Annotated in this window: 18 protein-coding genes; 6 read left to right on the plus strand and 12 right to left on the minus strand. The window is 58.9% G+C overall.

Features of this window, described 5'->3' with window-relative positions:
- Nucleotides 1-5,874 (plus strand): DEAD/DEAH box helicase, encoded by a 5,874-nt coding sequence (locus BSG19_RS24095; protein ID WP_092990556.1) that lies wholly within the window; start codon nucleotides 1-3, stop codon nucleotides 5,872-5,874.
- On the opposite strand, the gene vsr is transcribed toward BSG19_RS24095, so the two are convergent.
- The 5 genes from vsr to BSG19_RS24120 all read right to left on the minus strand — a co-directional run bounded on the left by vsr (nucleotide 5,794) and on the right by BSG19_RS24120 (nucleotide 12,378).
- Complete coding sequence (gene vsr / locus BSG19_RS24100; RefSeq protein WP_092990557.1) at nucleotides 5,794-6,297, minus strand: DNA mismatch endonuclease Vsr; 504 nt, start codon at nucleotides 6,295-6,297, stop codon at nucleotides 5,794-5,796. The genes BSG19_RS24095 and vsr overlap by 81 nt on opposite strands.
- Before the next feature lie 2 nt (nucleotides 6,298-6,299).
- On the minus strand, nucleotides 6,300-7,217 hold the full coding sequence (locus BSG19_RS24105) for an HNH endonuclease (RefSeq protein WP_003501657.1): 918 nt from the start codon (nucleotides 7,215-7,217) through the stop codon (nucleotides 6,300-6,302).
- Nucleotides 7,218-7,447: 230 nt separating this feature from the next.
- Nucleotides 7,448-9,889 carry a S8 family peptidase gene (locus BSG19_RS24110; RefSeq protein WP_244529413.1) on the minus strand — a complete coding sequence of 814 codons (2,442 nt, stop codon included), beginning with the start codon at nucleotides 9,887-9,889 and terminating at the stop codon, nucleotides 7,448-7,450.
- A complete protein-coding gene (locus BSG19_RS24115) occupies nucleotides 9,795-10,877 on the minus strand; it encodes an AAA family ATPase (RefSeq protein ID WP_092990558.1) in 1,083 nt (360 codons plus the stop codon). Before BSG19_RS24115 ends, BSG19_RS24110 begins: the two co-directional genes overlap by 95 nt.
- A 559-nt stretch (nucleotides 10,878-11,436) precedes the next feature.
- Nucleotides 11,437-12,378: an AraC family transcriptional regulator gene (locus tag BSG19_RS24120; RefSeq protein WP_092990559.1), complete on the minus strand. Its 942-nt coding sequence runs from the start codon at nucleotides 12,376-12,378 to the stop codon at nucleotides 11,437-11,439.
- A 91-nt stretch (nucleotides 12,379-12,469) separates the two neighbouring features.
- Here BSG19_RS24120 and BSG19_RS24125 point away from each other — a divergent pair, with 91 nt between their 5' ends.
- Nucleotides 12,470-13,447 carry an oxidoreductase gene (locus BSG19_RS24125; protein ID WP_092990560.1) on the plus strand — a complete coding sequence of 326 codons (978 nt, stop codon included), beginning with the start codon at nucleotides 12,470-12,472 and terminating at the stop codon, nucleotides 13,445-13,447.
- A gap of 284 nt (nucleotides 13,448-13,731) precedes the next feature.
- Nucleotides 13,732-14,220: an RrF2 family transcriptional regulator gene (locus BSG19_RS24130; RefSeq protein ID WP_092990561.1), complete on the plus strand. Its 489-nt coding sequence runs from the start codon at nucleotides 13,732-13,734 to the stop codon at nucleotides 14,218-14,220.
- Here BSG19_RS24130 and BSG19_RS24135 read toward each other — a convergent pair.
- From BSG19_RS24135 to BSG19_RS24150, 4 genes are all read right to left on the minus strand, one after another.
- Complete coding sequence (locus tag BSG19_RS24135) at nucleotides 14,203-15,183, minus strand: mechanosensitive ion channel family protein (RefSeq protein ID WP_244529414.1); 981 nt, start codon at nucleotides 15,181-15,183, stop codon at nucleotides 14,203-14,205. The genes BSG19_RS24130 and BSG19_RS24135 overlap by 18 nt on opposite strands.
- A gap of 117 nt (nucleotides 15,184-15,300) precedes the next feature.
- Complete coding sequence (locus BSG19_RS24140) at nucleotides 15,301-15,726, minus strand: cupin domain-containing protein (protein ID WP_092990563.1); 426 nt, start codon at nucleotides 15,724-15,726, stop codon at nucleotides 15,301-15,303.
- A gap of 33 nt (nucleotides 15,727-15,759) precedes the next feature.
- Nucleotides 15,760-16,512 (minus strand): SDR family oxidoreductase, encoded by a 753-nt coding sequence (locus BSG19_RS24145; protein ID WP_092990564.1) that lies wholly within the window; start codon nucleotides 16,510-16,512, stop codon nucleotides 15,760-15,762.
- 67 nt (nucleotides 16,513-16,579) lie between these two features.
- Nucleotides 16,580-17,059 (minus strand): carboxymuconolactone decarboxylase family protein, encoded by a 480-nt coding sequence (locus BSG19_RS24150; protein WP_092990565.1) that lies wholly within the window; start codon nucleotides 17,057-17,059, stop codon nucleotides 16,580-16,582.
- Between the two features lie 138 nt (nucleotides 17,060-17,197).
- Between BSG19_RS24150 and BSG19_RS24155 the strand changes: the two genes are divergently transcribed.
- Nucleotides 17,198-18,112: a LysR family transcriptional regulator gene (locus tag BSG19_RS24155; RefSeq protein WP_092990566.1), complete on the plus strand. Its 915-nt coding sequence runs from the start codon at nucleotides 17,198-17,200 to the stop codon at nucleotides 18,110-18,112.
- 273 nt (nucleotides 18,113-18,385) lie between these two features.
- On the opposite strand, the gene BSG19_RS24160 is transcribed toward BSG19_RS24155, so the two are convergent.
- Complete coding sequence (locus BSG19_RS24160) at nucleotides 18,386-19,285, minus strand: Abi family protein (protein ID WP_092990567.1); 900 nt, start codon at nucleotides 19,283-19,285, stop codon at nucleotides 18,386-18,388.
- Between the two features lie 85 nt (nucleotides 19,286-19,370).
- Between BSG19_RS24160 and BSG19_RS24165 the strand changes: the two genes are divergently transcribed.
- Nucleotides 19,371-19,688 carry a hypothetical protein gene (locus BSG19_RS24165; RefSeq protein ID WP_139274822.1) on the plus strand — a complete coding sequence of 106 codons (318 nt, stop codon included), beginning with the start codon at nucleotides 19,371-19,373 and terminating at the stop codon, nucleotides 19,686-19,688.
- 279 nt (nucleotides 19,689-19,967) lie between these two features.
- Here BSG19_RS24165 and BSG19_RS24170 read toward each other — a convergent pair whose 3' ends face one another.
- The gene (locus BSG19_RS24170) at nucleotides 19,968-20,588 is read right to left on the minus strand and encodes a response regulator transcription factor (protein ID WP_092990569.1); all 621 of its coding nucleotides are present in this window, start codon (nucleotides 20,586-20,588) and stop codon (nucleotides 19,968-19,970) included.
- On the minus strand, nucleotides 20,578-22,479 hold the full coding sequence (locus BSG19_RS24175) for a PAS domain-containing sensor histidine kinase (RefSeq protein WP_092990570.1): 1,902 nt from the start codon (nucleotides 22,477-22,479) through the stop codon (nucleotides 20,578-20,580). The genes BSG19_RS24170 and BSG19_RS24175 overlap by 11 nt, the downstream gene beginning before the upstream one ends.
- A 307-nt stretch (nucleotides 22,480-22,786) precedes the next feature.
- On the opposite strand from BSG19_RS24175, the gene BSG19_RS24180 reads away from it, so the two are divergent.
- The coding region (locus BSG19_RS24180; protein ID WP_092990571.1) for an esterase/lipase family protein at nucleotides 22,787-23,293 on the plus strand (507 nt) is incomplete at its 3' end.

Here is a 23,293-nt window from a genome sequence, read left to right on the forward strand (position 1 = left end):
ATGTTCGATCCGATTGGTGGCTTCAACAGAATGATCGAACAGTTCCTGTCGTATCTCGATACGGCATATCGCATCGATAACCAGAATGTATCTGCGATGCGCAGGGAGCTGCTGTCGACGCCCGGCGAGCTTGCTCTCGATCCCATATTCGAGGCCGTTCCTCGCTACGAGACTGCAGGCTACGGCTTGGAGGCCCTTATTGAGGACAAGGACGGCGAGTTGCCGGGCTTCTTGAAGGCGGAGCGCCAGGCATTCGTGGAACTTGCCGTGTCAGGCCTGTTCGACCGCGACACGAAGAGCGCCGAAATCAAGGGCGCCTACCAACCGTATCTTCATCAGGTGCAGATGCTGTCGAAGGGCGTACAGGACGGGACGCCTGGGATCGTCACCTCGGGTACCGGTTCGGGCAAGACGGAATCGTTCATGCTTCCTATCCTTGCCCAACTGGCCAAGGAGGCTACGAGTTGGCCTGCACCATTGCGGCCTGTAGACGACGACTGGCTGGAAGACGGCAAGAGCTTCCAGATCCATCGCCGCAACGAGCATCCTGACCGTCCCAAAGCGGTCCGGGCGATGATCCTCTATCCTCTCAACGCCCTCGTTGAAGACCAGATGGTGCGATTGCGCAAGGCGCTCGATTCCCCGGCGGCACAGGCAGTGATGCAGAAGCACTTCAGGGGCAACCGCCTCTTCTTTGGCCGCTACACGGGAAAGTCTCCCGTGACCGGGTTTCTCGATCATCCACGCAGAAGCAAGGACAAGACCTGGAAGAAGCGCAACAGCCGCGCGCGGCGCGATCTCAAGGTGGAGCTGCAGCGATACCAGTCGATCCATTCCCGGCTCGATGCAGATGCCGATCCAGATCTACACTATATCTTCCCGACGACCGACGGCAGCGAGCTGATCTCCCGTTGGGACATGCAGAAGACGCCTCCGGATATTCTGGTCACCAACCAGTCGATACTGAACGCGATGTTGGTTCGCGAGGTCGAGGACTGCATCCTGAAGGAAACTCGCGAATGGCTGATCGGGAACGAGGACGCCAGGTTCTACCTCGTCCTCGATGAACTCCATCTCGTCCGCGGCTCCTCCGGCGCCGAAATGGCGGGGCTTCTCAAGGTGTTCCTCGAGCGTATCGGGCTCGCAGATCCCGCTCATGCTCACAAGCTCCGGATTCTCTCGTCGTCGGCATCGCTTCCGATGGACGAGAAAAACGCGTCGGCAAGTATCGAGTATCTCCGCAACATGTTCGGTGCCGCGGGAACCGCAGGTGCCTCCGACGTCGATGCTGCGTGGAAGGCCAGTGTCGTGACGGGCAAGCCGATCGTCGTCGAGCGGCCCGAGCGCACGCCGTCACGTGACAGCCTTGTCGCTCTGGCGAAGGCTTTGGACGACCTAGACTATAGAAAGCAGCCGGAGAAACTGCGTCAGCGATTTTTCGAAGCTGCTTTGAGCCTGCCAGGAGCGGCAGGCCAGGATTTGCGGTCGGTAATGCTGCACGCGACAGCCGCAGCGGCCGCCATGCTCGACTTCGCCATGCAGGACAGAGACAAGCCGGGAGCAAAGACACCGCGATCAATCGCACAGATCGGCGAGGTACTCTTTGACGAAGCAGATAGGGAAGCAGTTCGCGGACTGCTTGCATTGCGAGCGATCCCAGATCTCCCGGACGACGTCCTAGCCGACGATCTCCGGCCATCCCGTGGCGACATCGCAAGCCTGCCGGGCTTCAGAATGCACAGCTTTGTCCGCAATATCGAAGGCTTGTTCGCTTCGGTCGGCCGCGACGACAGCGGCTCCGTGGCCTGGGGTTGCCCGAGTATCGAGCGCGGTCAGGACTATGACGAGAAGGCTGCTTCCGAAGGCCGTAGACGCATGTTCGAGATGCTGTACTGTGAAGCATGCGGTGACCTCTATCTCGGAGGAAAGCGCGGGGAGAACGATCCGGGCTCGTCGCGCCGGGTATCGCTCTTGCCAGCGCCACAGGAACTCGAAAAGCTTCCGGAAAGCGCCTCGTCACTCCGCTTCGAGGATGCGAGCTTCCGCGAGTTCGCATTGTTCTGGCCGCAGGGGCGCACTCCCGAGCGTGAAATCCGTGTCGACAACACGCCGTACGAATGGATCGTCGGTTACCTGAATCCGCGTACAGGAGTCGTAGGAGAGGAGGAGAGCGAAGAGAGCGTTAAAGGATACCTTCTGCGGTGGCGTGGTGACGACAAGTTCCACAAGCGCACGATCGAGGACGACGGCACTGCCGTTCCCTATTGCTGCGCGAAGTGTGGCACCGATTACTCCGGCCGATATCGGCAGGCTAACTCGAAGCGAAGGGAAGGCCGCCTCTCTCCTATCAGAAGCTTCAGGACTGGTTTCGGCAAGACCTCGCAGCTGCTGGCGACTGAACTCGTCGCGGCTCTGAAATCGCAGGGCGGCGACGGAAAGCTCGTAGCCTTCTCCGACAGTCGCGAAGACGCGGCGACCCTGGTGCTCGACGTCGAAGTTCAGCATCAGCGCGACCTGAGGCGCGAGATCCTGATCGCTGCTGCCACACGTCTCGCCGCGGATCTCACCTACACCGACGAAGACAAGATGGAGCTCGCCGACCTCAACGCAGAAATTGCCGCCCTTATGGGGGAAGGGCATGAGTTCGACCATCTCATGCCCCGCCAACGAGTGCTCAACCGTAAGCGGAACGCCGACGGCAAGGAGCCGAGCGTACCATTGAGCGACCTCTTCGAGTTCGCTCGACAGAACGTTCGGTACGACACTCGACCGATCCTCAACGAACTCATGAAGCTTGGCTCGACCCCCGTCGAGGGAGCTGACACCTACAAGAACCGCGTCTCCAACAAGTCGTGGTACGAGTTCTTCGATCGCGACGACAGCGGAGACATCACCTGGAAACGGGAAGAGCTCAACGAAAAGGTCGATCTGCTCGCGAGGGCGAGAAAGAAGGTGCAGGACGAGCAGCCGCCGGATGCGACCGACCTTCTGTTCAGCAAGACCTATTTCGCCCTTGAAGAGACGGGCCTGGGATGGCCGAGCTTTTACGGGTCAGAGGAGTACACTCCCGAGAAGTCGAAGGACGATGCGATGCTCCGCATTTTTGCGGACGCATATCGCATCACGCCTAATCCCTACATGGACGAGGTGAAGACAGTCTGGTCGACAGCTCACGAGATGCTCGGCCGCGGTGACAACCGCATGCGTCGTTTGATGTCGAAGCTGTTTCCTTTGCAGACAGAGGCGGAGTGCAATCTTTTCCTTGAAAAGCTCAGGACTAAGCTCCGGCAGACTCGTCTGGCCGGATCTATCGACATCAGTCTTCTCTTCTTCAGGGCCGCGAAGCCGACCGGGGCGGCTTGGCGATGCGACCGCTGTGGACGAGTTCACCTGCACGAGGGCTTCGGGAAGTGCACGCGCTGCGGCGAGGAGCTGAAGCGTCCGGACGATCTGACGGCCGAGGTCATTGCCAAGGGCAACTTCCTCGGGCGCCGCGTTAAGCGCACGATCGAGGCTGACGAGCCGCTCTTCCGCTTGAAGTGCGAGGAGCTGACGGGTCAGACGAGCGATCCGGCGGAACGGCTCCAGCAGTTCAAAGGCGTCTTTGTTAAGGGCGCGAAAGAGAACGACGCCGACTTTGCGTGGCGCAAGCTTTTCGACACCGTGGACCTGCTTTCGGTCACGACCACGATGGAAGTCGGTGTCGACATCGGCTCCCTTCAGGCCGTTTACCAGGCCAACATGCCGCCGCAGCGGTTCAACTACCAGCAGCGCGTGGGTCGTGCAGGTCGGCGAGGACAGGCGTTCTCGACCGTCCTCACCGTCTGCCGCAGCAAAAGCCACGACATCCACTACTTCCATAATCCGATCGAAATTACTGGATCGGCACCGCCTCCGCCCTTCATCACGACGGGGCTGACAGATATTCCGTCCCGCCTGCTTCGCAAGTTCTGGCTGGTGAAGGCATTTGGCCTGATGAGAGAGAAAGCCGATCAGGATTGGCCGGGCGACGACATGGTGCCGGGAGACATCCACGGCGAGTTCCTCTATTGCAGCGAATACTTCCGCACGGACCGGAACTGGTCCGGAAAGCTTGCGGAAGCTCTGGACGAGACAGACGATCAGCGCAGGAAACTCGCGCAGGTGCTTGCCGACGTTTCGAAGTGCGACGTCGACCGGATCCTGTCCGCGGTCACTGCCGAAAAAGTGCTCGAAGCCATCGATGGCCTATTCGATGAACTGGGCCTGCAACCTATCGGCATTGCATCCGCGCTGGCGGAGCGCGGGCTGCTTCCTCTCTATGGCATGCCGACACGCACCCGAAACCTTTACGTCGATTTGGCCAAGGCAAAGGCTAAGGAGGACTTCGATGCAGACTGGGACACTATCGACCGTGACCAGGACATGGCGATCTTCGATTTCGCGCCCGGCAGCGTCCGCACGCGCGAGAAGCTCCGCCACCGTTGCATCGGCTTCACGGGAACGCTTCCCAAACCGAATGAGCACATCACGGACTTCGGCACCCCGATAAAGCCGTTCGGCGAGTGGTGGAAGGACGACTTTCAGCTTCGCTTCTGCGGAACCTGCGGTGCGTGGAGCCGAGGTTGCAACGAAACGTCTGAATGCCCAGCCTGCGGCGCAGCGACGACGGATCCGGGTATCCGGTGCATAACGCCCGCGGGCTATCGCACCGAGTTCCGTCCGACGGACGAGAATTTGGCTTCGAAGGTTGGTCAGCGGATGACGCTTGCCAGTATCGGCAAGGTCGACAAGGAGAAGACTGAGGCTAACCTGCAGGTGAACTTCGCCGAGCAGTCAGAGATCTTCCTCGTCAATCCCGGTCAGCGTGACGAAACGGACTTCACTGGCTTCCAGTTGCAGGAAGCGGTCGATCAGGACGCGAAGCGGATCTCTTGGTGGGCGAGCACGAAACCCGTCGTGAAGCTTGCGAATCAAGCCATCAGCGCCGAAGTCGTGGCCGAAGACCAAGGTGTTCGTTACCGTGCGGACGAGACGGTGATCAAGGCGTGGCTGGCGTCAACGAAGATCACCAACTCGCTCCAGATCAGCCCGATCCGGATGAACCCGAACCTGCGACTGCTCGACATGGACGTCGGGCTGTCGATGGGACGTCGCGAGCCTACAAGAACCAGTGTCCGCGCAGCGGCGATTTCGGCAACCGAGATCCTCGTGCAGCGCGCTGCTTTGGATCTCGACATCGCACCGGAAGAGTTCGACGCCCTCGCGCCGAACATCATGATGACAGCTACGGGCGAGCGGCTTCCATATCTCCAGATATCAGACGCGTTGCCGAACGGCTCCGGGTTCTGCCGTCACCTTCTCGGCGACAGCACTATTCCTGTTTCCGGTCTCATCAAGAGCATTCTTGACGATACCGAAGAATGGCCACGGCAGGACGTTGCCGTGGAGGCTCACAGGAAGAGCTGCGGGTCCTCTTGCTACCGCTGCCTCCAGCGGTACAACAATCGAAACTTCCACGGGTTGCTCGATTGGCGGCTGGGGCTAGCCTATCTCAGGGCGATTGCAGATCCGTCCTATCAAGCTGGGGTCGATGGCGACTTCGGTTGTTTCGAGGTTTCGGACTGGAAGGCATCTGCGGCCGATCTTGCGGAGCAGACGAAGACGTTCATCCCCGGCAACACGGTCGCCCATGCCAAGGACAGACCGGATATCCCCACGTTTTCTCTGGACAACAGCGGTAGCCGTTGGGGTGTCGTGGTCCATCCACTGTGGGATGCAAGGAAGCTCTTCGACCGGATCGGGCTGGATCGCTCACACATCGCGATCGACAGCTTCGAACTTGCCCGGCGACCGCTGCACGTCTTGCAGCGTGCTCGCGCCGCGGTGAGGTGACGCGGACGCCTTCTTGGCTTCGACCGTGGCGGCGATGCTCTCAACGATCGTCGCCACGTCCCCATGCTCCCAGAATCTGAGCACCGTCCAACCAATTTCCGTCAGATGCGCCGTCGCACGCGCATCCCTTGCCCGGTTGCGAGCGATCTTCGATAGCCAGAAGTCTGTATTCTTTTTTACCGATGGCGGGTGAAGTTCGCACCCATGCCAGAAGCAACCATCGAGGAAGATCGCGATTTTCAAGCCCGGAAAGGCGAAGTCACATGAGGTCCGTTTCAAGCCCGGGATCTTGTGATGGATCCGATAGCGAAACCTGCGCGCATAGAGCTGCGATCGAACAGCCCGCTCGAAGGGGTTATCCTTGCGCGCAGTGCGCTGCATTCGGCGGCGTACCGCTTCAGTGGCTTGCAAATTCTGAGACATTGCTAAGGGATAAAGACATTCATGCGGTGATGGTCCAGGTAGCTCCGGCTATCGTTATGTAACGGTCTCGGTGGTGGTCGCTGCACAACATGCATTCCTAGCTTGTCAGCGTCGGCATCTGTCAGCTGCGAGGAGAATATTGGTCTTCCATCGCTCTCGAAACCAAGCAGGCCGCGATCAAACAGAAAGTCTGCGTGAGGGGCCAACATCAAACCATTCGCTCCATCAAGCCTCTCGGCCGCGGTGCCGCATGCGCGCCAGGGTTTGATGTGACTGGCGATCAGAAGGGTTGGTGTGGCGAGGCCGGTGATTCGACAGACAGGCTCGAAATCGAGCACCCGCTTCCTAAACACGCCCTGTCCCCTTCGTGCTCGCACCAACTGCTCGCGTACCGTCTCATCTAGCGAAATGTCGCGCTGGATGTTGCGTTCAACGACATCATCAAGCGTGGTGGCGAAATCAGCTGCCGTGCCGGTGGGCGCAGCGAGCAGATTCGCGGTAGGCAGCCGTGCGGCGGCCAAAACCAGATCAACTACGCGGCGATCGACCTCGGCCAGATATGCTTTCTGATTGCCATTTCCACTCTGCGGTTGGATTGGAGAGTGCTTCGTTGGAAGTAGCGGGGCGAGATCACTTATGAGTTCTTTAGGGCTGACTGCGAAAACCGCTTCAAGCCATTGCACCGGGAGAAGCCAGCCGGTGTCGCTCCAGTATACCCCGATGTTCCCAAACTCCTCCGGCTTTGGCGCGCTTATAACATAGTCGGAGACTATACCAACTCGTCCCACTTTCCCCGCGGCATAGGATAACACCACATCACCCGGCGCTGCGCGGCGCATATTGTCGTAGAACTGGCTCCGGGCACCATGGGCTTCTCTAACCGGCGACCATAGGTAACCGCCGTCAACCTCCTGGCGCATTGTCTGCGCGTGATTTACCCACCAATATCGCACAGAGCTACTATGACCTTTCCATCTTCACAATTGAAGCAACTTTTGCTCGGCAACTCATCTCCGTTGCCGCTTACCAGCGCCAGATATCCGCCGTCGCTCGGCGCGCTTCTCCAAGTACGGTCACTCACCGATCGCGCATCAGTCCTTCTACCGCCGCTCTTCATCTCCCCCATCATACGCAGTCACTCGGTTGCGACTTAGACCGCGACCACGGCCGCTGCCATGTTGTCAATAGCGACCTGTACCTCGGCATAAAGCTCGGCCGGGACAGTGCCGGCGTCGATTTCAACGACCAGCGCAAAGCGAGCATTAAGGTTATGGGGATTGGAGATGCTCTTCGCTTTCCACCATCCGGTCACGGGATGGACTGCAATCAGATTGCGGCGTGCAAGGTCAGAGGCAGCACATGTCAGCTGATCGATCTGCAGCGATCCGACATCGCGCCGGTTCGGCCCAAACATCCAGCCATCCGGTTCCTCGATCGTTCCTTCATCTGTTTGCTCCGCAATCTTGCTGATCCTCTTAATAAAGGCGCCCGGCTTTTCATTAGGCCTGTTCAACTTGAAGCGCAGATTGTGCGACGCATAACGGTATTTGTTGCCGCGGGCCGGTTCTGACGGGTTTGGCAACATAAAGGTGCTGAGGCTGATACGCAGCTTGACCTCGGATGCGCCAAGCCGGCGCAGCTCTTGGACCGGCCAAGGAAGCTCGAACAGCTTCAGCTCGTTATGGATGTGCTCGGCATTCTTCGTGGCGCTCTTCTTGTAGGGCTGGATCGCGTCCTCGACTATCAGCGTCAAGGCATTCGATGCGCTGCGCCGTGCCCGCTCCATATCCGGAACGCCATAGCCATAGCGCCTGAAGAGGATTCCGAGATCCGTCTTCGACGGCTGCTGAGGAACGTGGCTGAGCATCCGGTTGGTCCATCGGGCCGACGACACGAAGATTGCCCGCACGGTTTCCGGCCAGAGCTCTGGATAGTCCGACCACAGCGCGGTGATGTCGCGCGAGGCAAGCGCTGTCGCCGCACTGGTCTCGCCGCAAGTCGTGAACGCCCGCGCCGGATATTGGTGATCGGTGGTGAGCGGCGCAAGGGCCGGATGTTTCATCGGCGGCGGCGCGCCGTGCATAAACCAGTTGCCACCCTCGTAGACGACGTCTGGCTTGATCGGCCAGTAGGATTGCCAGCTTGCGGTCCGCGATGATGGCGCCAGATCGCCCAAGGGCGCAACGCAAACGCCGGGCTCCCCCGGCGGCAGCGTGACCTTCTGCGTATAGGCGCCAACACTGATTGCATTCCATGCTTGCGCTGGCGATTCCAGCTCGTTGTCGGGGTGATCGGAGACGGCGAGATAATTGCCACCGGTGAAAGCGTTCTGGTCGCTGTTGCCCGCCGAGACCAGTATAAGTCTCTGGCGTCTTTGCAGCCCTGATGCGCCGGACGCGAGCTGATCGATTTCACTCGACCAGGACGTCGGCGCGCCGTCATGTGGTGTGTCGTCTTCCGTGGTGCTCGCCAGGCAGAAGGTCCGCCGCCGGACCGCAGCCGCCTCCGCCGCATTGATGCCCTTGCGGGTCACGGTTCCGAGCAGATGATGGGGATTGTGACCGGCATCCGGCATGATCTTTGCTGATTCCAGCCGGTGACCGATGGTGATCGGCAAGGTGGTCTGCAAGGCCGTGCTCAGATCGCCGAACAGCGCCAGGCCGGCCAGCTGCGTGCCATGCCCGACGAAATCGTTGACGTCCCATGCCGCCTCCGCGGCATGCCGGTCGGCTGCCGCCAGTGCGGGCTGGATCAGAGGATGGGCCCGGGTCACGCCGCGATCGAGGAGCGTGATGTAGTTCGGATCGGCATCGACGGAAAATGTCGTGCGGCCGACGAGATCACCGACCCACTCATGCTGTTCCTCGATCGGCATGGCATCGAAATCGTCCGCGGTGCGGGTCGGCGTCGCAAGCGCCCGGACACCGCCAAGATTTCGGACTGCGGCTGCCAGTTCGACGGCAGTCGCAACCGCGATCACCACCACATCTTCCGGAAATTCCAGCCTGTCGGTTCCGACCGCAACACCGTAGTCCGCGGCACTGGCGAGAAAGCCAGGGGCGTCCGACCTTCCAAGCCAAACTTCCCAAGCCTGCTTGCCGGGCTGCGTCGGAAACCGGCCACCGGGACTGCGCCATAAGGCCCGGAGCCCGGCCTCGGAAATCGCGCTGATGCTTTGCACCAAATCGGCGTTCTTCGGCGGTTTGAAGCTTCCGTCTTCGTTGACCGGTAGATCGCCGCCAAAATCCTCGATCTTCTTGCGAAGCTTCTCGATGCCTTTTTCGGTCGCAAATACCGTCGCCGCCGCCGTCGCGCCGGGCTGCTTCTCGACTTTAAGAAGCGTCAGCCCGCTGGCGTTCAGGCTCTTGGTGACCATCACCTCATGCGCCCGTCCCTCGATCGCGAGGTAGACGCCCGGTAGATTGTTCTCGGTGATGTTCGGGAGGTGGTCGAGGGCAGTCAGCAGCGCCTGCGCATGCGCCTCACGGTGGTTGACGTCACTTGGATGTTTTGACGATCCGCCGGTTTTTGCTGCGAACGGGCGCGTCTTTCCGATCCCGCTCAGTGTGAAGTGGCGCCGATCTCGAGCCATGCTTGTCTGTTCCTATGCCTTGCAGCGAACGCCTACGCTCCAGCGATGCCACCACGGCTGAAGTCTCGACGGCACCCGAATCGAGAATGACAGCACGGCGCGCCGCGTCTTCAGCAGCCGCGATCACGTCGGCCGTCGACAGACCATCGGCGCAGCCGGTGATCTGACTCCAGTTGATCGCACCGACGTCGAAGCCGTTCAGCCGGCGGCGCATCGCCTTTTCGATCGCGTCCTCGTTCGGCAGATCGTAAGACAGGACCAGATCGAAGCGGCGCAAAACCGCGCGGTCGAGCAGTTCGGGAAGATTTGTGGTTGCGATGATGATCGACGGACCAGTGTCTTCGTCGAGGAACTGCAGGAACGAGTTCAGGACGCGTCTTGCCTCGCCGATATCGTTCTCGTTGCCGCGGCTTGAGGCCAGCGCATCGATTTCGTCGAAGAGGTAGACACCGCGCGTCGTCTTGATCGCGTCGAAAACCATGCGAAGCTTCTGGGCAGTCTCGCCCATGAACTTCGTGATTAGCCCGTGCAGAAGAACGGTAAAGAGTGGATAGCGAAGTTCGGCGGACAATGCCGCGGCCGTCAGGGTCTTGCCGGTCCCAGGCGGGCCGGCCAGAAGCACCCGCCGCCGTGGCCGCAGGCCGCGCTCTTCGAGCTTTTCGGCATGGTGTATCTCGACGACCAGATGCCGGAGTTCGTCTTCGATAACAGGCGGCACGATCACATCGGCCATCCGGGCCGTCGGATAGCTGGCGCCGAGGAAACCCGACAGTTCACCGCGCGGGGCAGCAAGGGGCGTCAGGTTGGGCCGTTTCTGTTCCGGCGCACTGGCGCCGGCCTCGGCCCACTGGCGAAGCTGTTCGGCAAGACGGCTGTGGCCCTTCTGGGATTCGGCGGCAGCCAGCTGCATCGCAAGGTCGTAGAAACGATCCTTGTCGCCTTCAGCATGGCTCTTGACGAGCCCTATGATCTGTTGTGCCGATGCCATCGTCTTAACTCTAAGCGTGTTGCCGGATTTAGGAAGCCCGGAACGATTATACAGGAACTTTCTGAACAGATTTACTTGTATTCTGCCCGAATCGGCTCGCGCGGACCTTACGACTCGGAAGGAGCCACAGGCATAACGCTCCGCCCCGATAGTTGTTCGTAAGCTGATAGCAGTCGGGGTCGGCCGACACCACCCGATTGAGGGAGAATGAAAAGAGGCGGAGAACGGCGGGAAAGCACATGATCACAGGGCTTCCGCGTCGGCGTCGGTTGCGCTCCCCGATCACCCTGTGTTTGGGTGTATGTCTTCCAAGGACTGAAAAGAGAGGAAGAGTGGCTTTCCCGTCGTTCGGTGATCGGGTGCGCCGGGATAAACAAAAGCCTTTTAGTTTCAGTTGCCTGGTTGTCCTTGTTGAAAACGCCAACTTATAGGGTCGACGGTTCGATTCCTCTCAAGGCGCATCATGCGGGTGCAGACCGGATGCGGTCACAGATAGTGGTGAGTTGCTTTGCCGTTGTATCGTCCAGAACAGTCGACGGGCCGATAGGCGAGTCAGCAATCAGGAGTTAACAACCTCACTCCATGTCTTGTCGCGATACAGGCCACGATAACGTGCAGGTGACTGGCCGAGGACGCGCCGGAAGCTGGCGGCAAAAGCGCTGTCAGACGCGTAGCCGAGCGACTGGGCAATCCGTGGCAGTGGCTCGTTGCTACGCCGCAGCCGAGCGGCGGCAAGCCGCATCCTCCAGCTCGCGAGATAGTCGATCGGCGATGCCCCGACGGTGGCACGAAATCTTTCGGCAAATCCGGAGCGGGATTGGCCAGCAAGCCCCGCCAGTGCCTCTACCGTCCAGCGGCGTGACGGATCGGCGTGGATGGCCCGCAGTGCCGGCGCCAAGCGGACATCGGCAAGTCCGGCGAGCCAGCCGGGATGCTGTGATGTCTGACGTGCCATATAGGCACGAAGGACATGGATAAACACCAGACGCAGCAGGTCGTTGCAGGCGATGCGAGCACCCGGCGCGGTGCTGTTCCACTCCAGGTCCAACTGTTCGAGCAGCCAGCCAATCGGTCCGGCCTCTTCGCGGTCGATCACCACGACAGGCGGCAGGGCGTCGGTGAGGAGTGATCCGTCGACGGTGTCGAGGTTGACGCTCCCGCCGAGGAGCACGAAATCCCGACCATCGCCCACTGAGACATCGAGATTGCCGCCTGCGAACACCTCTTCCGCCGCTATCGGCTTCACGTCGGGATCGCTGCAAAGCGTAAACGCCTTGCCGCTGACCACCAGACAATCGCCGGCTTCAATGCGCATCGGCGCCTCTCCCTCCGAGATCAGCCAGGCACCGCCTTCGCGGACCGCATTGAACTTCAGGTAGCCCGGTGGTGGAAAAGCAACAGACCACGAGCCTCCGGCGGCAAATCGCACGGAGAATAGCGCCCGCGCATCGATGGCGCTGAGCACGTCAGACAGGGGATCCTGGATGTTTTGGACGATCACGACAGAAATCCGGATCCCGCAGGCTGGGGGCTCCGCGAGGCTATCCAATATAGGGAGGGGACACCAGAGCCATAAATGAAGGAGTAACGACATGTCCGAACAGAAACCTATTGGATCTCGTTTCAGCGCATCCAGCACGGCGCGCGAGGTCACCGAGGGCATCGATCTTTCCGGCAAGACGGCGATTGTCACCGGCGGCTATTCCGGTCTCGGCGTCGAGACGACGCGGGCGCTCGCTGGTGCCGGCGCTCGTGTCATCGTACCGGCCCGCAATCGCGAAAAGGCCGAACGCACACTTGCCGGTATCGACAATGTTCTCATCGAAGCGATGGATCTTGCGGATCCCTCATCGGTTGCCGCCTTTGCTGGCAGGATCGTTGTGGCGGGCATGCCGATCTCAATCCTGGTCAACAGCGCTGGCATCATGGCAACGCCGCTTGCCCGTGATCAGGCTGGGCACGAGAGCCAGTTCGCCACCAATCATCTCGGCCATTTCCGGCTGGTTGCAGGTCTGTGGCCAGCACTTGTCAAGGCAGGCAACGCGCGGGTGATCTCTGTATCGTCGCGCGGCCATCAGATCGGGCCGGTCGATTTCGACGACATTGATTTCAAGGCTCGCCCCTATGACAAGTGGCAGGCCTATGGCCAGGCGAAGACGGCGAATGCTCTGTTTGCGCTGGGGCTCGATCGGCGTGGAGCAGGGCGTGGCGTGCGGGCATTCTCACTGCACCCTGGCGTTATCCTGACCGATCTCGCCCGCCATCTCAGCGAAGACGAGATCAACTCTTTTGATGTCTATGACGAGAATGGCAATCGCCGGGTCGATCCCTCGCGCGATCTCAAGACGCCGGAACAAGGGGCAGCAACGAGCGTCTGGGCAGCAACGCGGCCCGAACTCGACGGTATCGGCGGTGTGTATTGCGAAGATTGCGAGGTCGCCCTGCCACAAGCGGAGACGGACGGCACCAAAGGTGTGGCGTCTTGGGCCATGGATCCACAGGCGGCGGAACGGCTCTGGCTGCTTTCGGAGCAGTTGACCGGCTTGTCGCTGGGTGGTCGTCCGGGCTGAGCAGGCAACTTACGGCCATTCCCCTGGGGATGGCCGTATCTCCGAAAGATTGTCAGCTATTCGAAGATGCCATCAGTCAGTTCTGCCGCACCATTTCACCAATAAATTCGAGTACCGTTCCGACGCGGATCGGTGCAATGCACCCGACCGAAATCAATCGATAGCCGTATAATGGACATTTGGCATGCCGGGCCAGATGGTCCGTCCAACAATCGACTGTATTTACAGCGATTCAAAATAGGGATATCATGTATCCTTAATTCCGGTCCAAGGTCACCCACCGCATGATTCTCAAAAGCCAAGTCGAATGGGCGCTCCACTGTTGCGCCATTCTCGCGGGCCTACCTGACGGGCGATATCTGTCGACCAAGGCGCTGGCAGAACTGCATGGGCTTCCGAAGGAATATCTTTCAAAGGCACTTCAGAGCCTGTCGCAGGCAGGCCTCGTCCATACGACGCTTGGCCCTTCGGGCGGCTATCGTCTGGCAAGGGCACCGGCAGAGCTGACCTTCCTTGATGTCGTCGAAGCAGTGGAGGGGAGCGGCCGGACCTTCGTTTGCCAGAACATCCGTGCCAACAATCCCTGCCGACCCAAGGACTATTGTGAGAGCGGTTCGTGTGCGATCGCACGGATCATGTGGGAGGCCGACGAAGCGTGGCGCACTGCGCTTCGCAAGGTCACGTTTGCCGACCTCGGGAAAACGCTGGAGCAGGAGATCGACCCGGGCATCTGGGCCGGAACGTTCGACTGGGTGCTAAAGCGCGCGGGGTAGAGCGCGGACAGATTCAGATTTCTCCATCTTGTCGCCCAGGCTGGGCACGACGTGATAGGCTTGTGCCGGCATTGCAAAGCCAAGACCGTGGGTCGCGCATTGTTGGCTGACGACATTGATGATCTCGTTGCGCGCCTGCACTCGGTTGGCAGGGCTGGTCACGCGGAACAGCAATTCGACATCGATTGCGATCGCATCAATGCCCTTGAACGCCACGACGGGCTTGGGCTCCTGAACAATGAACCGGCAATCCTCCAGTGCAGACACCAAAATTGCTTCAATGGCGGATGGCTGTCGGTCGGCTGCAATGCGGATGGCCAATTCGACGAGATGCGATTCATCCGGTCGCGTCATGTTGGTCAGACTGAGTTTGGCGAGTGCGCTGTTGGGGAGAACAACAACATTATGTGCCGGCGTCAGGATCTGTGTCGAGCGCCAGTTGTTTTGGATGACGCGTCCCTCTGTGCCGTCGCCTAGCTGGATCCAGTCGCCGATCATAAACGGGCGACCCAGTGTGAGGGCAATGCCAGAGAACAGGTCGCCCAAGGTGTTCTGGAGGGCAAGGCCGAGGATGATGGCAACCACGCCGGAGGTGGCGACGAGCGTTCCGATCGGTGCGCCGAACACGAAGCCGATAATGGAAAGCGCAACACCTAGATAAACGCCGGCGACGATCAGATCCTGGATCAGTCGTGCCTCCTGCGGCCGGCGGTCGAGCGCAATGTAGAGGCGTACGAAGCCGATTGTTGCCCAGGCAAGGTGGATCCACCAGAGAACGCGTGCGGATTTCCCGAGATAGGCGGTCAGGCCTTCAAGCTCACCTGTTGTCACGCGAAAAGGAAGGATACTCTGCGACAGGAACGTCGCGGTCATTGCCGCAAAGAACAGGATCTGGACGACGAGGCGCGCTGTTGGTCGATCCTTGCCCTGAACATGCCAGACAAGGATGCCGATCACGCCCATGATATCGACGATTGCGAATGCCAGTGCGGACAATTCAACGGCCATGGCAGGTCACTCCAGACTCGAAGAACAACAAGGACCGGCTGCGGCGACGGCATCCGGTCCTTGTTGAGATCTCTACTTCTTGATCGGGTAGGTCAGTTCCTTTTGATTGGTATCGACCACGAAGACGGCGAGAAGTTTGGCGGGCTTCGTGTCGCTGCCGTTCTTGCTGACGCCGTGGCGATCGCCCGGGAGTTCAGAAAATTGTTCTCCAGCCCTGTATTCCCTGACCGGACCGTCGTTGACCTGGCTGAGGATCGATCCCTCCAGCACGGTGGCGTAGATGAAGGCGCTATCCGGGTGCTTATGCGCGTCGGAATACCCACCCGGACCGTACTCGACCAGAACGCCCTTGAGGCTTTTGCCCGGCACATTCGGCAGCTCGTGTTCATAGACGAGGGTGACCTTCGATGCTGAACCGCCACCCGGTGCGTCATGCGCAATCGCGGTTACTGACGTGACGATGGCGATCGCCACCGCGGAAATGGTTCTTCTGATCATGACATTCTTCCTTGGTGATTGCGGCGTGGGATTTCACTTGCGAGGAGCGGTGGCGAACCACTGTTCAAAACCGATCTTGCCGAGCCGCGGATTGTTGTCGGAAACGAGCGTGCGGTCTTCCAGGCGCGCACCGAAGTATTTGGCCTCGGGATCGGCAACGACCTGTCGGGCGTCACCCGTCGCTTCCAGATAGCGGGCGACCAGTTCATTGAGCCGGAAACGCTCCGGTCCAGCGATCTGGATCAAACCGTTGACCGGGGGGACAAGCGCCACGTCGGCCATCGCGTCGGCGACATCGTCGGAGGCGATGGGTTGCACGAAGGCCGGCGACAGATGCACCTTGCCTTCAACCAGGGCAGACTGCGCGATGCCACCAAGGAACTCCATGAACTGACTGGAGTGGACGATTGTGTAGGGGATTCCGGCCTCGCGGATCAGCTTTTCCTGCGCAAGCTTTGCGCGGAAATATCCGCTTTCCTGGAGCTTTTCCGTTCCGACTACGGAGAGCGCGATGTGGTGCTTCACGCCAGCCACCTTTTCGGCAGCGAGCAGATTGCGGCCGGAGGTCTCGAAGAACTCCATCACTGCCTTGTCCTCGAAGGATGGGGAATTGGCGAGATCGAGAACCACGTCCGTTCCCGCCAGCGCCTCGGCCAGCCCTTCGCCGGTGATCGTGTTGACGCCTGTATTGGGAGACGCGGCGATCACCTCAACGCCTTTTGCCCGAAGGCGTTCGGTGGTCTTCGAACCGATCAGGCCGGTTCCGCCGATGATGACGATTTTCATGGTCGTTCCTCCGTCAGCCGTGCTGACATCGTGTGATTGTTGATGAGGTGCAGATGTCTGGCAGGCCTCAGCTTAGGCCAGCCTTGTCGAGGCCGTAGAGCTTGTCCGCCGAGCCAGGCACGGCCTTGAAGGCAATGCTGACGCGGTTCCAGGCGTTGATGGTCATGATGGAGAAGGTGAGGTCGGAGACTTCCTTCTCCGAGAGCTGGCCGCGGACACGTTCGTAAAGCTCGTCCGGAATGCCGCCTTCAGGCAGCTCGGTAACGGCTTCGGTCCAAGCAAGGGCTGCGCGTTCGCGGGGGGCGAACAGGTTGGATTCCCGCCAGATCGAAACGTGATAGAGGCGAAGTTCGCTCTCGCCGTGGATCTTGGCTTCCTTCACGTGCATGTCGAGGCAGAAGGCGCAGCCATTGATCTGCGAGGCACGGATATTGACGAGATCGCGGATCGACTGCTCGATGACGCTGTCCTGCAGCGACATGCTGAGGTCGGATATCTTCTTGAAAAACTCGGGGGACTGGGCGGCGTAGTTGAGGCGCTGTGTCATGGCTTTCTCCTTTATTAAGGATTCTAAATATCCTTATGGATAAGTAATATCCTTAATTGCTGGACAGGCAACCAAAACCAGCCTAAGCTTTCGGCATAACGCCTATTCCAAATGTTATGGGGCAGAGGGGGGAGCAGGATGGACGTCGTTTCAGCGCTGAGGACATTCTTGCGCGTGGCCGAGACACGGTCATTCTCGGCGGCGGCGCTGGATCGCGGCCTGACCCAGCCGGCGGTGTCGCGGCAGGTCTCGTCGCTTGAGGAACACTACAGCACACGGCTGTTCCACCGCTCGACCAATGCCCTTTCCCTCACCGTCGAGGGCGAGCAGATGATTTCGATGGCGCAGAAGGTTATCGATGCTGTGGAAGCGCTGGGCGAAACCGCGTCGGCGGATGGCGCCATCGCTTCTGGAAAAGTCAGGATTAGTCTGCCGGCAGCCCTCGGTCTCTACATCAGCGACCGGCTTCCTGCCTTGTTGAAGGATTGTCCTGACCTGTCCGTTGACGTCCTCTTTTGCGAACAGTCTTCGGACCTGATCGGCGAGGGGATTGATCTCGAAGTCCGCCTCGGCGAAGTGTCCGACAGCAGTCTGATCTGTCGCCGGATCGGCTGGACGACAGCCTTCCTTGTTGCAGCGCCCGGCTATATCCAGAGGCGGGGTATGCCCAGCCATCTGCTTGAGATCCCCGATCATGATTGCATCTGCTACCATCGTGGCGGTGAGGGCCGGTCCTGGAGTTTTTTGAATGGCGCCGACATCGAAAGGGTCAAGGTCACCCCGAGGATGATCTTCCACAATACCGGAGCGGTGCATCGCGCCGCGCTCGCCGGCGGCGGACTGGCTGTGCTGTCTCACATTCTTGCTGGCGATGACATCGCTGCGGGGCGCTTGGTCAAAGTGATGCCGGCCTTTCCGCCAGTGCGGTTGCCGATCACCATTGTCTACGCCTCACGCCGCAATCTTCCGCTGCGTGTCCGTGCTGTTCTGGATTTCCTGGTCGATGCCGTTGGTGAGGATGTATTGATGGGTACGACCGAGGCGGCTGCTTGACCTCACGGCAGACCGGTCAAGGCTGACTAACCGCGATGTGGAATCAGCTTGACGCCGGGCCGTGGCGATACGTTTTTCCAAGACAAGGTGCGAAATTCGCCGAGGCCGAGTCTCCACCCGCGCGATGACTCTGGCACTAAAGATGCGCTGAAGATGAGAGCGTGGAATTCTCCTTGAAATCGCCTGAAACTGAGGTTTGCCGGTTCGTATCCCTTCAAGAGCACGCTCAAAGCTCGGGCCAATGGTAGAAGGCTATCCGACACTCCTAGCTAGTCAATTCCAAGCAAGGAGATTCTTCCAATTGGACGGGAAGCCCATCGCAGCCTGGTCTGCCAGCGGGCATGAATCCATCAGTCCTGCAATCTGTTCGCGCCATTGGTTGTTCGGTGCAACGATATCAATGAGATAGCCGAGAACTGCAATGGTATTGTAGATTCGCCCCTGCGCAATCCCATTCATGGCCAACTTTAAGCTCGCAGGAGAAGTCGGCACAATCATCTTCACCGTCACCTGCTTGTTCCAAAGTCGGCCGTGATGGGCACAGATGTTACGGATATATGTCAGGTGATGGGCGAGCGATACCAAAACCGATTCATCCAACCCGTAAACCTTGGCGATCGCCTGTCGATCCGGTCGGTTCTTCAGATTGTTATACCACATCGAGAGTTGCCCCAACGATATCACTTCGGCTGTCATCCAGATCGGTGGGTGCTCTGGATCGTCGTATTTGTTCCTGTAGTGAAGTATGAACGTATCTTTCGACCTTGCCAGATCCTCGATCAATTTGGCGAAGGCTTGGGCATATCGATCGGGCCGGTGATAGAGACCAGGATCGAGATAGCCGTGTGGCCCGTATTTCATGGCAAGGTGATGTGCCCAGCTGCCTCGCAGGGATACTTCAATCCTTTCGATCGCATCCATCACGAGGAGGCGCAGCCGCCTATCAAAAATGTAGAGCTCCAGGACTTGGTCGAAGGATGTTCCAGCTCGAAACCCATGCGCACCGCTAGCCTGTGGCGCGTCCTCGAATGGCAACCAGTAGGCCCGTAGCCGATAGTAGCTTATATGCTGGAGGCAATGGGCAGCGTGGGCATAATCCGGCACTGCCATTCCCCTTGCTTCCAGCAAGGCAATTTGGTCGGGAATGGGGACGGAGGGCTTTTCGAACTTCATGCCATTTCATAGGCGGATTCGAATAGCTATAAAACAAAAAACCCGCCGGGGTGCGCAGTTTCGGAACCGAGGTTCCGTCCGAGGCGTGGCGGGTGTTGTTGAGCAACGATATGGAGCAATCCTGTTAAGAAAGCAACAATGGAAGGGTAAAAAATGTACCCATCTATGTGCGTTGCAGGCCAAGCCATTGATGCTGAATCAAGATTTCTTGCAAGGGGGTGATCTGACGAAAATCGAGCGTATCCTCGGGGTCTGGCCAACGACAGGCGGCTGCCAATTGTTCGATGGAACAGTTGTCGAGCGAGAAGCCGTCTGCCTGGCATGCCCTCGGCCGGCCGGGGCCATCATGAGCAGCAAAATCAAGCTGTGTGAGGTGCCGGCCGGCGACCACGACAATCCTTAGTAAGTATTTGTTTCAAGAGCACTCGTTCACGATGAGCGAAGGCTGCATCAACGAGGTCGGCGGTTCGAGTCTTGTCAACGCGTGCGACTGAGATGGAGAACAAGCGGAAATTATTTCCGCTAAGACAATGGCGGCGGTACGTACCCCAGCAAGGCGTCGGTTGGCCAAATTTCGGGGTCGGTGGATCACATGCCTTCATGACCTTGGCGTTCCAGCCAAGATTGCTCGGCGCGGAGAGCATCTTGCTAAACCTCTCGGCAATACGGTCAAGTCAGTGGGTTAAAACAGACCACCAACGATCTTGACCAGATCAGCGACTGACGTCGCCTTCATCTTCCGCATCATGTGACCCCTATGAAGTTTCACGGTTGGCTCCGCGAGTTGTAGCTCAGCGGCGATCTGCTTGTTTAGCTTGCCGGCGACGACCAGGGTCAGGATCTGGCGTTCACGTTCGGTAAGCGATGTATATCTCAACTGGGCGGCGGTCTTCGAGGTTCTTTCCTCTCGGCGCGCTGCATCATTGGCAATTGCGCGGTTTACGGCTTCCAGCAGATCCTGTTCACGGACTGGTTTCGTCAGTACGTCGATGGCACCAGCCTTCATTGCACGCACTGCCATCGCCACATCGACGTGAGCGCTTATCAGGATGACAGACCGAGGAAGATCGCTCTGCGCCAGCGCTTCTTGGAACTCAAGTCCGCTTTGGCCGGGAAGGCGGATGTCGAGAACGATGCAGCCGGCTTTTTCAGGATCGTCTGCGGCCATGAATTCTCTGACAGAGCCATGTGTTTCAGCAATTAGTCCTACGGATTCGAACAGCCCCTTGAGCGCTTCGCGGACGCTTTGATCGTCATCGATGACGATCACTGTTGGGCGCCTGTTCTTTCTGTCATCGACCAACGGCGGTGTCCTCGTAGGCGGAAAGCGTGAAGCTGAATGACGCTCCGGTAGGATAATTGCTCTCGGCCCAGATACGCCCCCCATGCGCCTCGACGATGGAGCGGCATATGGAAAGGCCCATTCCTATTCCGTCAGACTTGGTGGTGTAAAATGCCTCGAATACCCGGTCGATCTGGTCTGGTGCTATGCCTTGCCCCGTATCAGAAACATTGACTTCGACTTCACCCTCTTGGCGTTGCGTACAACGGATCATGATGGTGGCTTCTGCGCCATGATGTGTCGCTTCGGAACTATTAATGATCAGGTTGAGAAGAACCTGCTGCAACTGCGTGCGATCCCCCAGGACATAAAGAGGGTGCGGCGAAAGATTCGTGACGACCTCCAAACCTCGCGATTGCAGTTCTGCTCGCAGAAGAAAAAGCACGTCACGAAGCGCGCTATTGAGGTCAGTCCTCTCCATCCGCACCGGAGCTCTCTGAGCCATTGAGCGTATGCTGGAGACAATCTCCCCGGCGCGATGGCCGTCATGCACAACGCGATCCGCGGCGAGGCGTGCCTGTTCGAGATCCATCTGCCCCTCTTGCAGCCACCGAAGGCAGGTCCCGGCGTTGGTTACTATCGCCATGAGCGGCTGATTTATCTCGTGGGCTATGGAGACGGCTAGTTCGCCGATCGTGGTCAGGCGGGTAACGTGCGCCAGATCGCTTTGGCTCTGGCGAAGCGACTCTTCGGCTCGCTTGCGGTCCTCTATATCGACGACGACGCCATACCACCGAACGACGTTCCCATCCGCATCCAGCAACGGGTTTTGCCGTAGGTTAAACCACCTGTACTCGCCATCGAACCTTCTGATGCGAGCGTCAACCGGATTAGGCCGTTTGGTGGCAACGACTTCCTCCCAACTCGCTTGCATGCGCTCAACGTCATCAGGGTGAAACATCCGATAAAAGCCGAAATCGACAATTTCTTCGAATGGAAGGCCGACGAAATCGATGAGATTTTTATTCCAATACTCAAGCCGCCCGTCGGGGGTGCATGACCAAGCCATGGCAGGGATAGTATTGATGATCAGGGATAGCTTGTGCTCGCTCTCTCTGAGTGCCGTCTCGCTCGCGCGCAAGGCGTCCTCGGCGCATTGCAGATCTTCAATGTCGATGTTCACACCAAACCAGCGTACGATGCCGTTGGCATCCTCCAGCTTTCGACCAGAGAAGTAGAACCATCGATACCGGCCATCCGCGCCGAGAATGCGACCCTTCAGCTGCGTGTGGTCTGAACTCTCAAGGTCTCTCTTCCAGATCTCGACCATCTCAGGGATGTCTTCAGGGTGGTATAGGTCCAAAAAGCCCCAATCTAGAATTCGCTCAGCCGGTAGCCCGGCATAATCAAGCCAGCTTTTGTTGACGAAGTCCGCGCTACCATCTGGCCGCGCCGACCAGACGAGAACTGGAAGCGAGTCGATAATGAGTCGAAGATTTTGCTCGCTCGCTGCAAGCGCGGCCTTCGTTTCCTTGAGCGCATCCTCTGCTTGCCTACGGTCCTCGATATCGAGGACCACGCCGTACCATCTGACGACGGTTCCCTCCGGATCGTACCGCGGCTTTTGCCGAAGACTACACCACCGGAACACACCGTCTGCACGCTTGATCCGCCCCTCGACTTCCTTGGCAATCTTGGAAGTCATGATGTTCCACCACGCAGCGGCGAGATGCTCGAGATCGTCGGGGTGGAAGAGGCGGTAAAAATTCTCGCCCGCAATGTCAGTAAGCGACAGGCCGACGTATTCGAGGAAATGCTGATTGGCGAAATCCAGCATTCCGTCGGATGTTGTCGACCAAGCCATTGCCGGGATCATGTCTATGATCGCGTCAGTATGCGTTGGGTGTTCCAAGTCTGCTCTCCGGCTGCTTGCAACGCTGATGCGCGGCTAAAAATACGCTGTTCTGCGATTTTAGGTTAGCTGAGATTTATAGACCAAGGTCTATTTCTGCAGTCCCTTCGTCTAGTCCGAAGAGATCATGGTCTCAATTGAGAGTTGGCCCAATCACCCCTACAGATATCAGTCAAGCGAGAAGGGAACGCCCCTCCTAGCAACACCACCATACTCATTGACGGCAATGCATATCCGCCCAAACCTCAACGAGGTTGGGCATTCGCGTTCAGAACAGTCAAGAATGATGTCACCGGGAGATCGCGTAATGACCCTAGATCGTTCGAACCAATCATCCAAACCTGTTTCGGTTGTGCTCGTGCATGGTGCATTTGTCGATGCTTCCGGTTGGCGGAAGGTCTACGAGAACTTGTCGCAAGACGGTTATGAAGTCCTCGTCGTGCAAAATTCCGCAGTCACCTTTGCCCAAGATGTTGAGTGCACGAAGGGTGTGATCGCAGAGGCTTCACACCCGGTTGTGCTCGTCGGGCATTCTTATGGTGGTGCCGTCATTACGGAGGCAGGGAGCGAAGAAAAGGTCGTGAGTCTCGTTTATCTGGCAGCCTTCGTTCCGAAAGCCGGGGAATCCGTCTTCGACCTTGCTTCGCAAGAGGTCCCTGGTGCGGAGAAAGCCCCACTCCTTCCGCCGAAGGATGGCTTCATCAAAATCGATCCGCAGAAGTTTGCGGCCGCATTCTCGGCCGACATAGATCCCGCCGAAGCGCAGTTCATGGCTGCCGCCCAGAGGCCTTGGGGCCTTGAAGCGGTCCAGGGC

The sequence above is a fragment of the Rhizobium sp. NFR03 genome (assembly GCF_900111275.1).
GTDB lineage: Bacteria > Pseudomonadota > Alphaproteobacteria > Rhizobiales > Rhizobiaceae > Ferranicluibacter.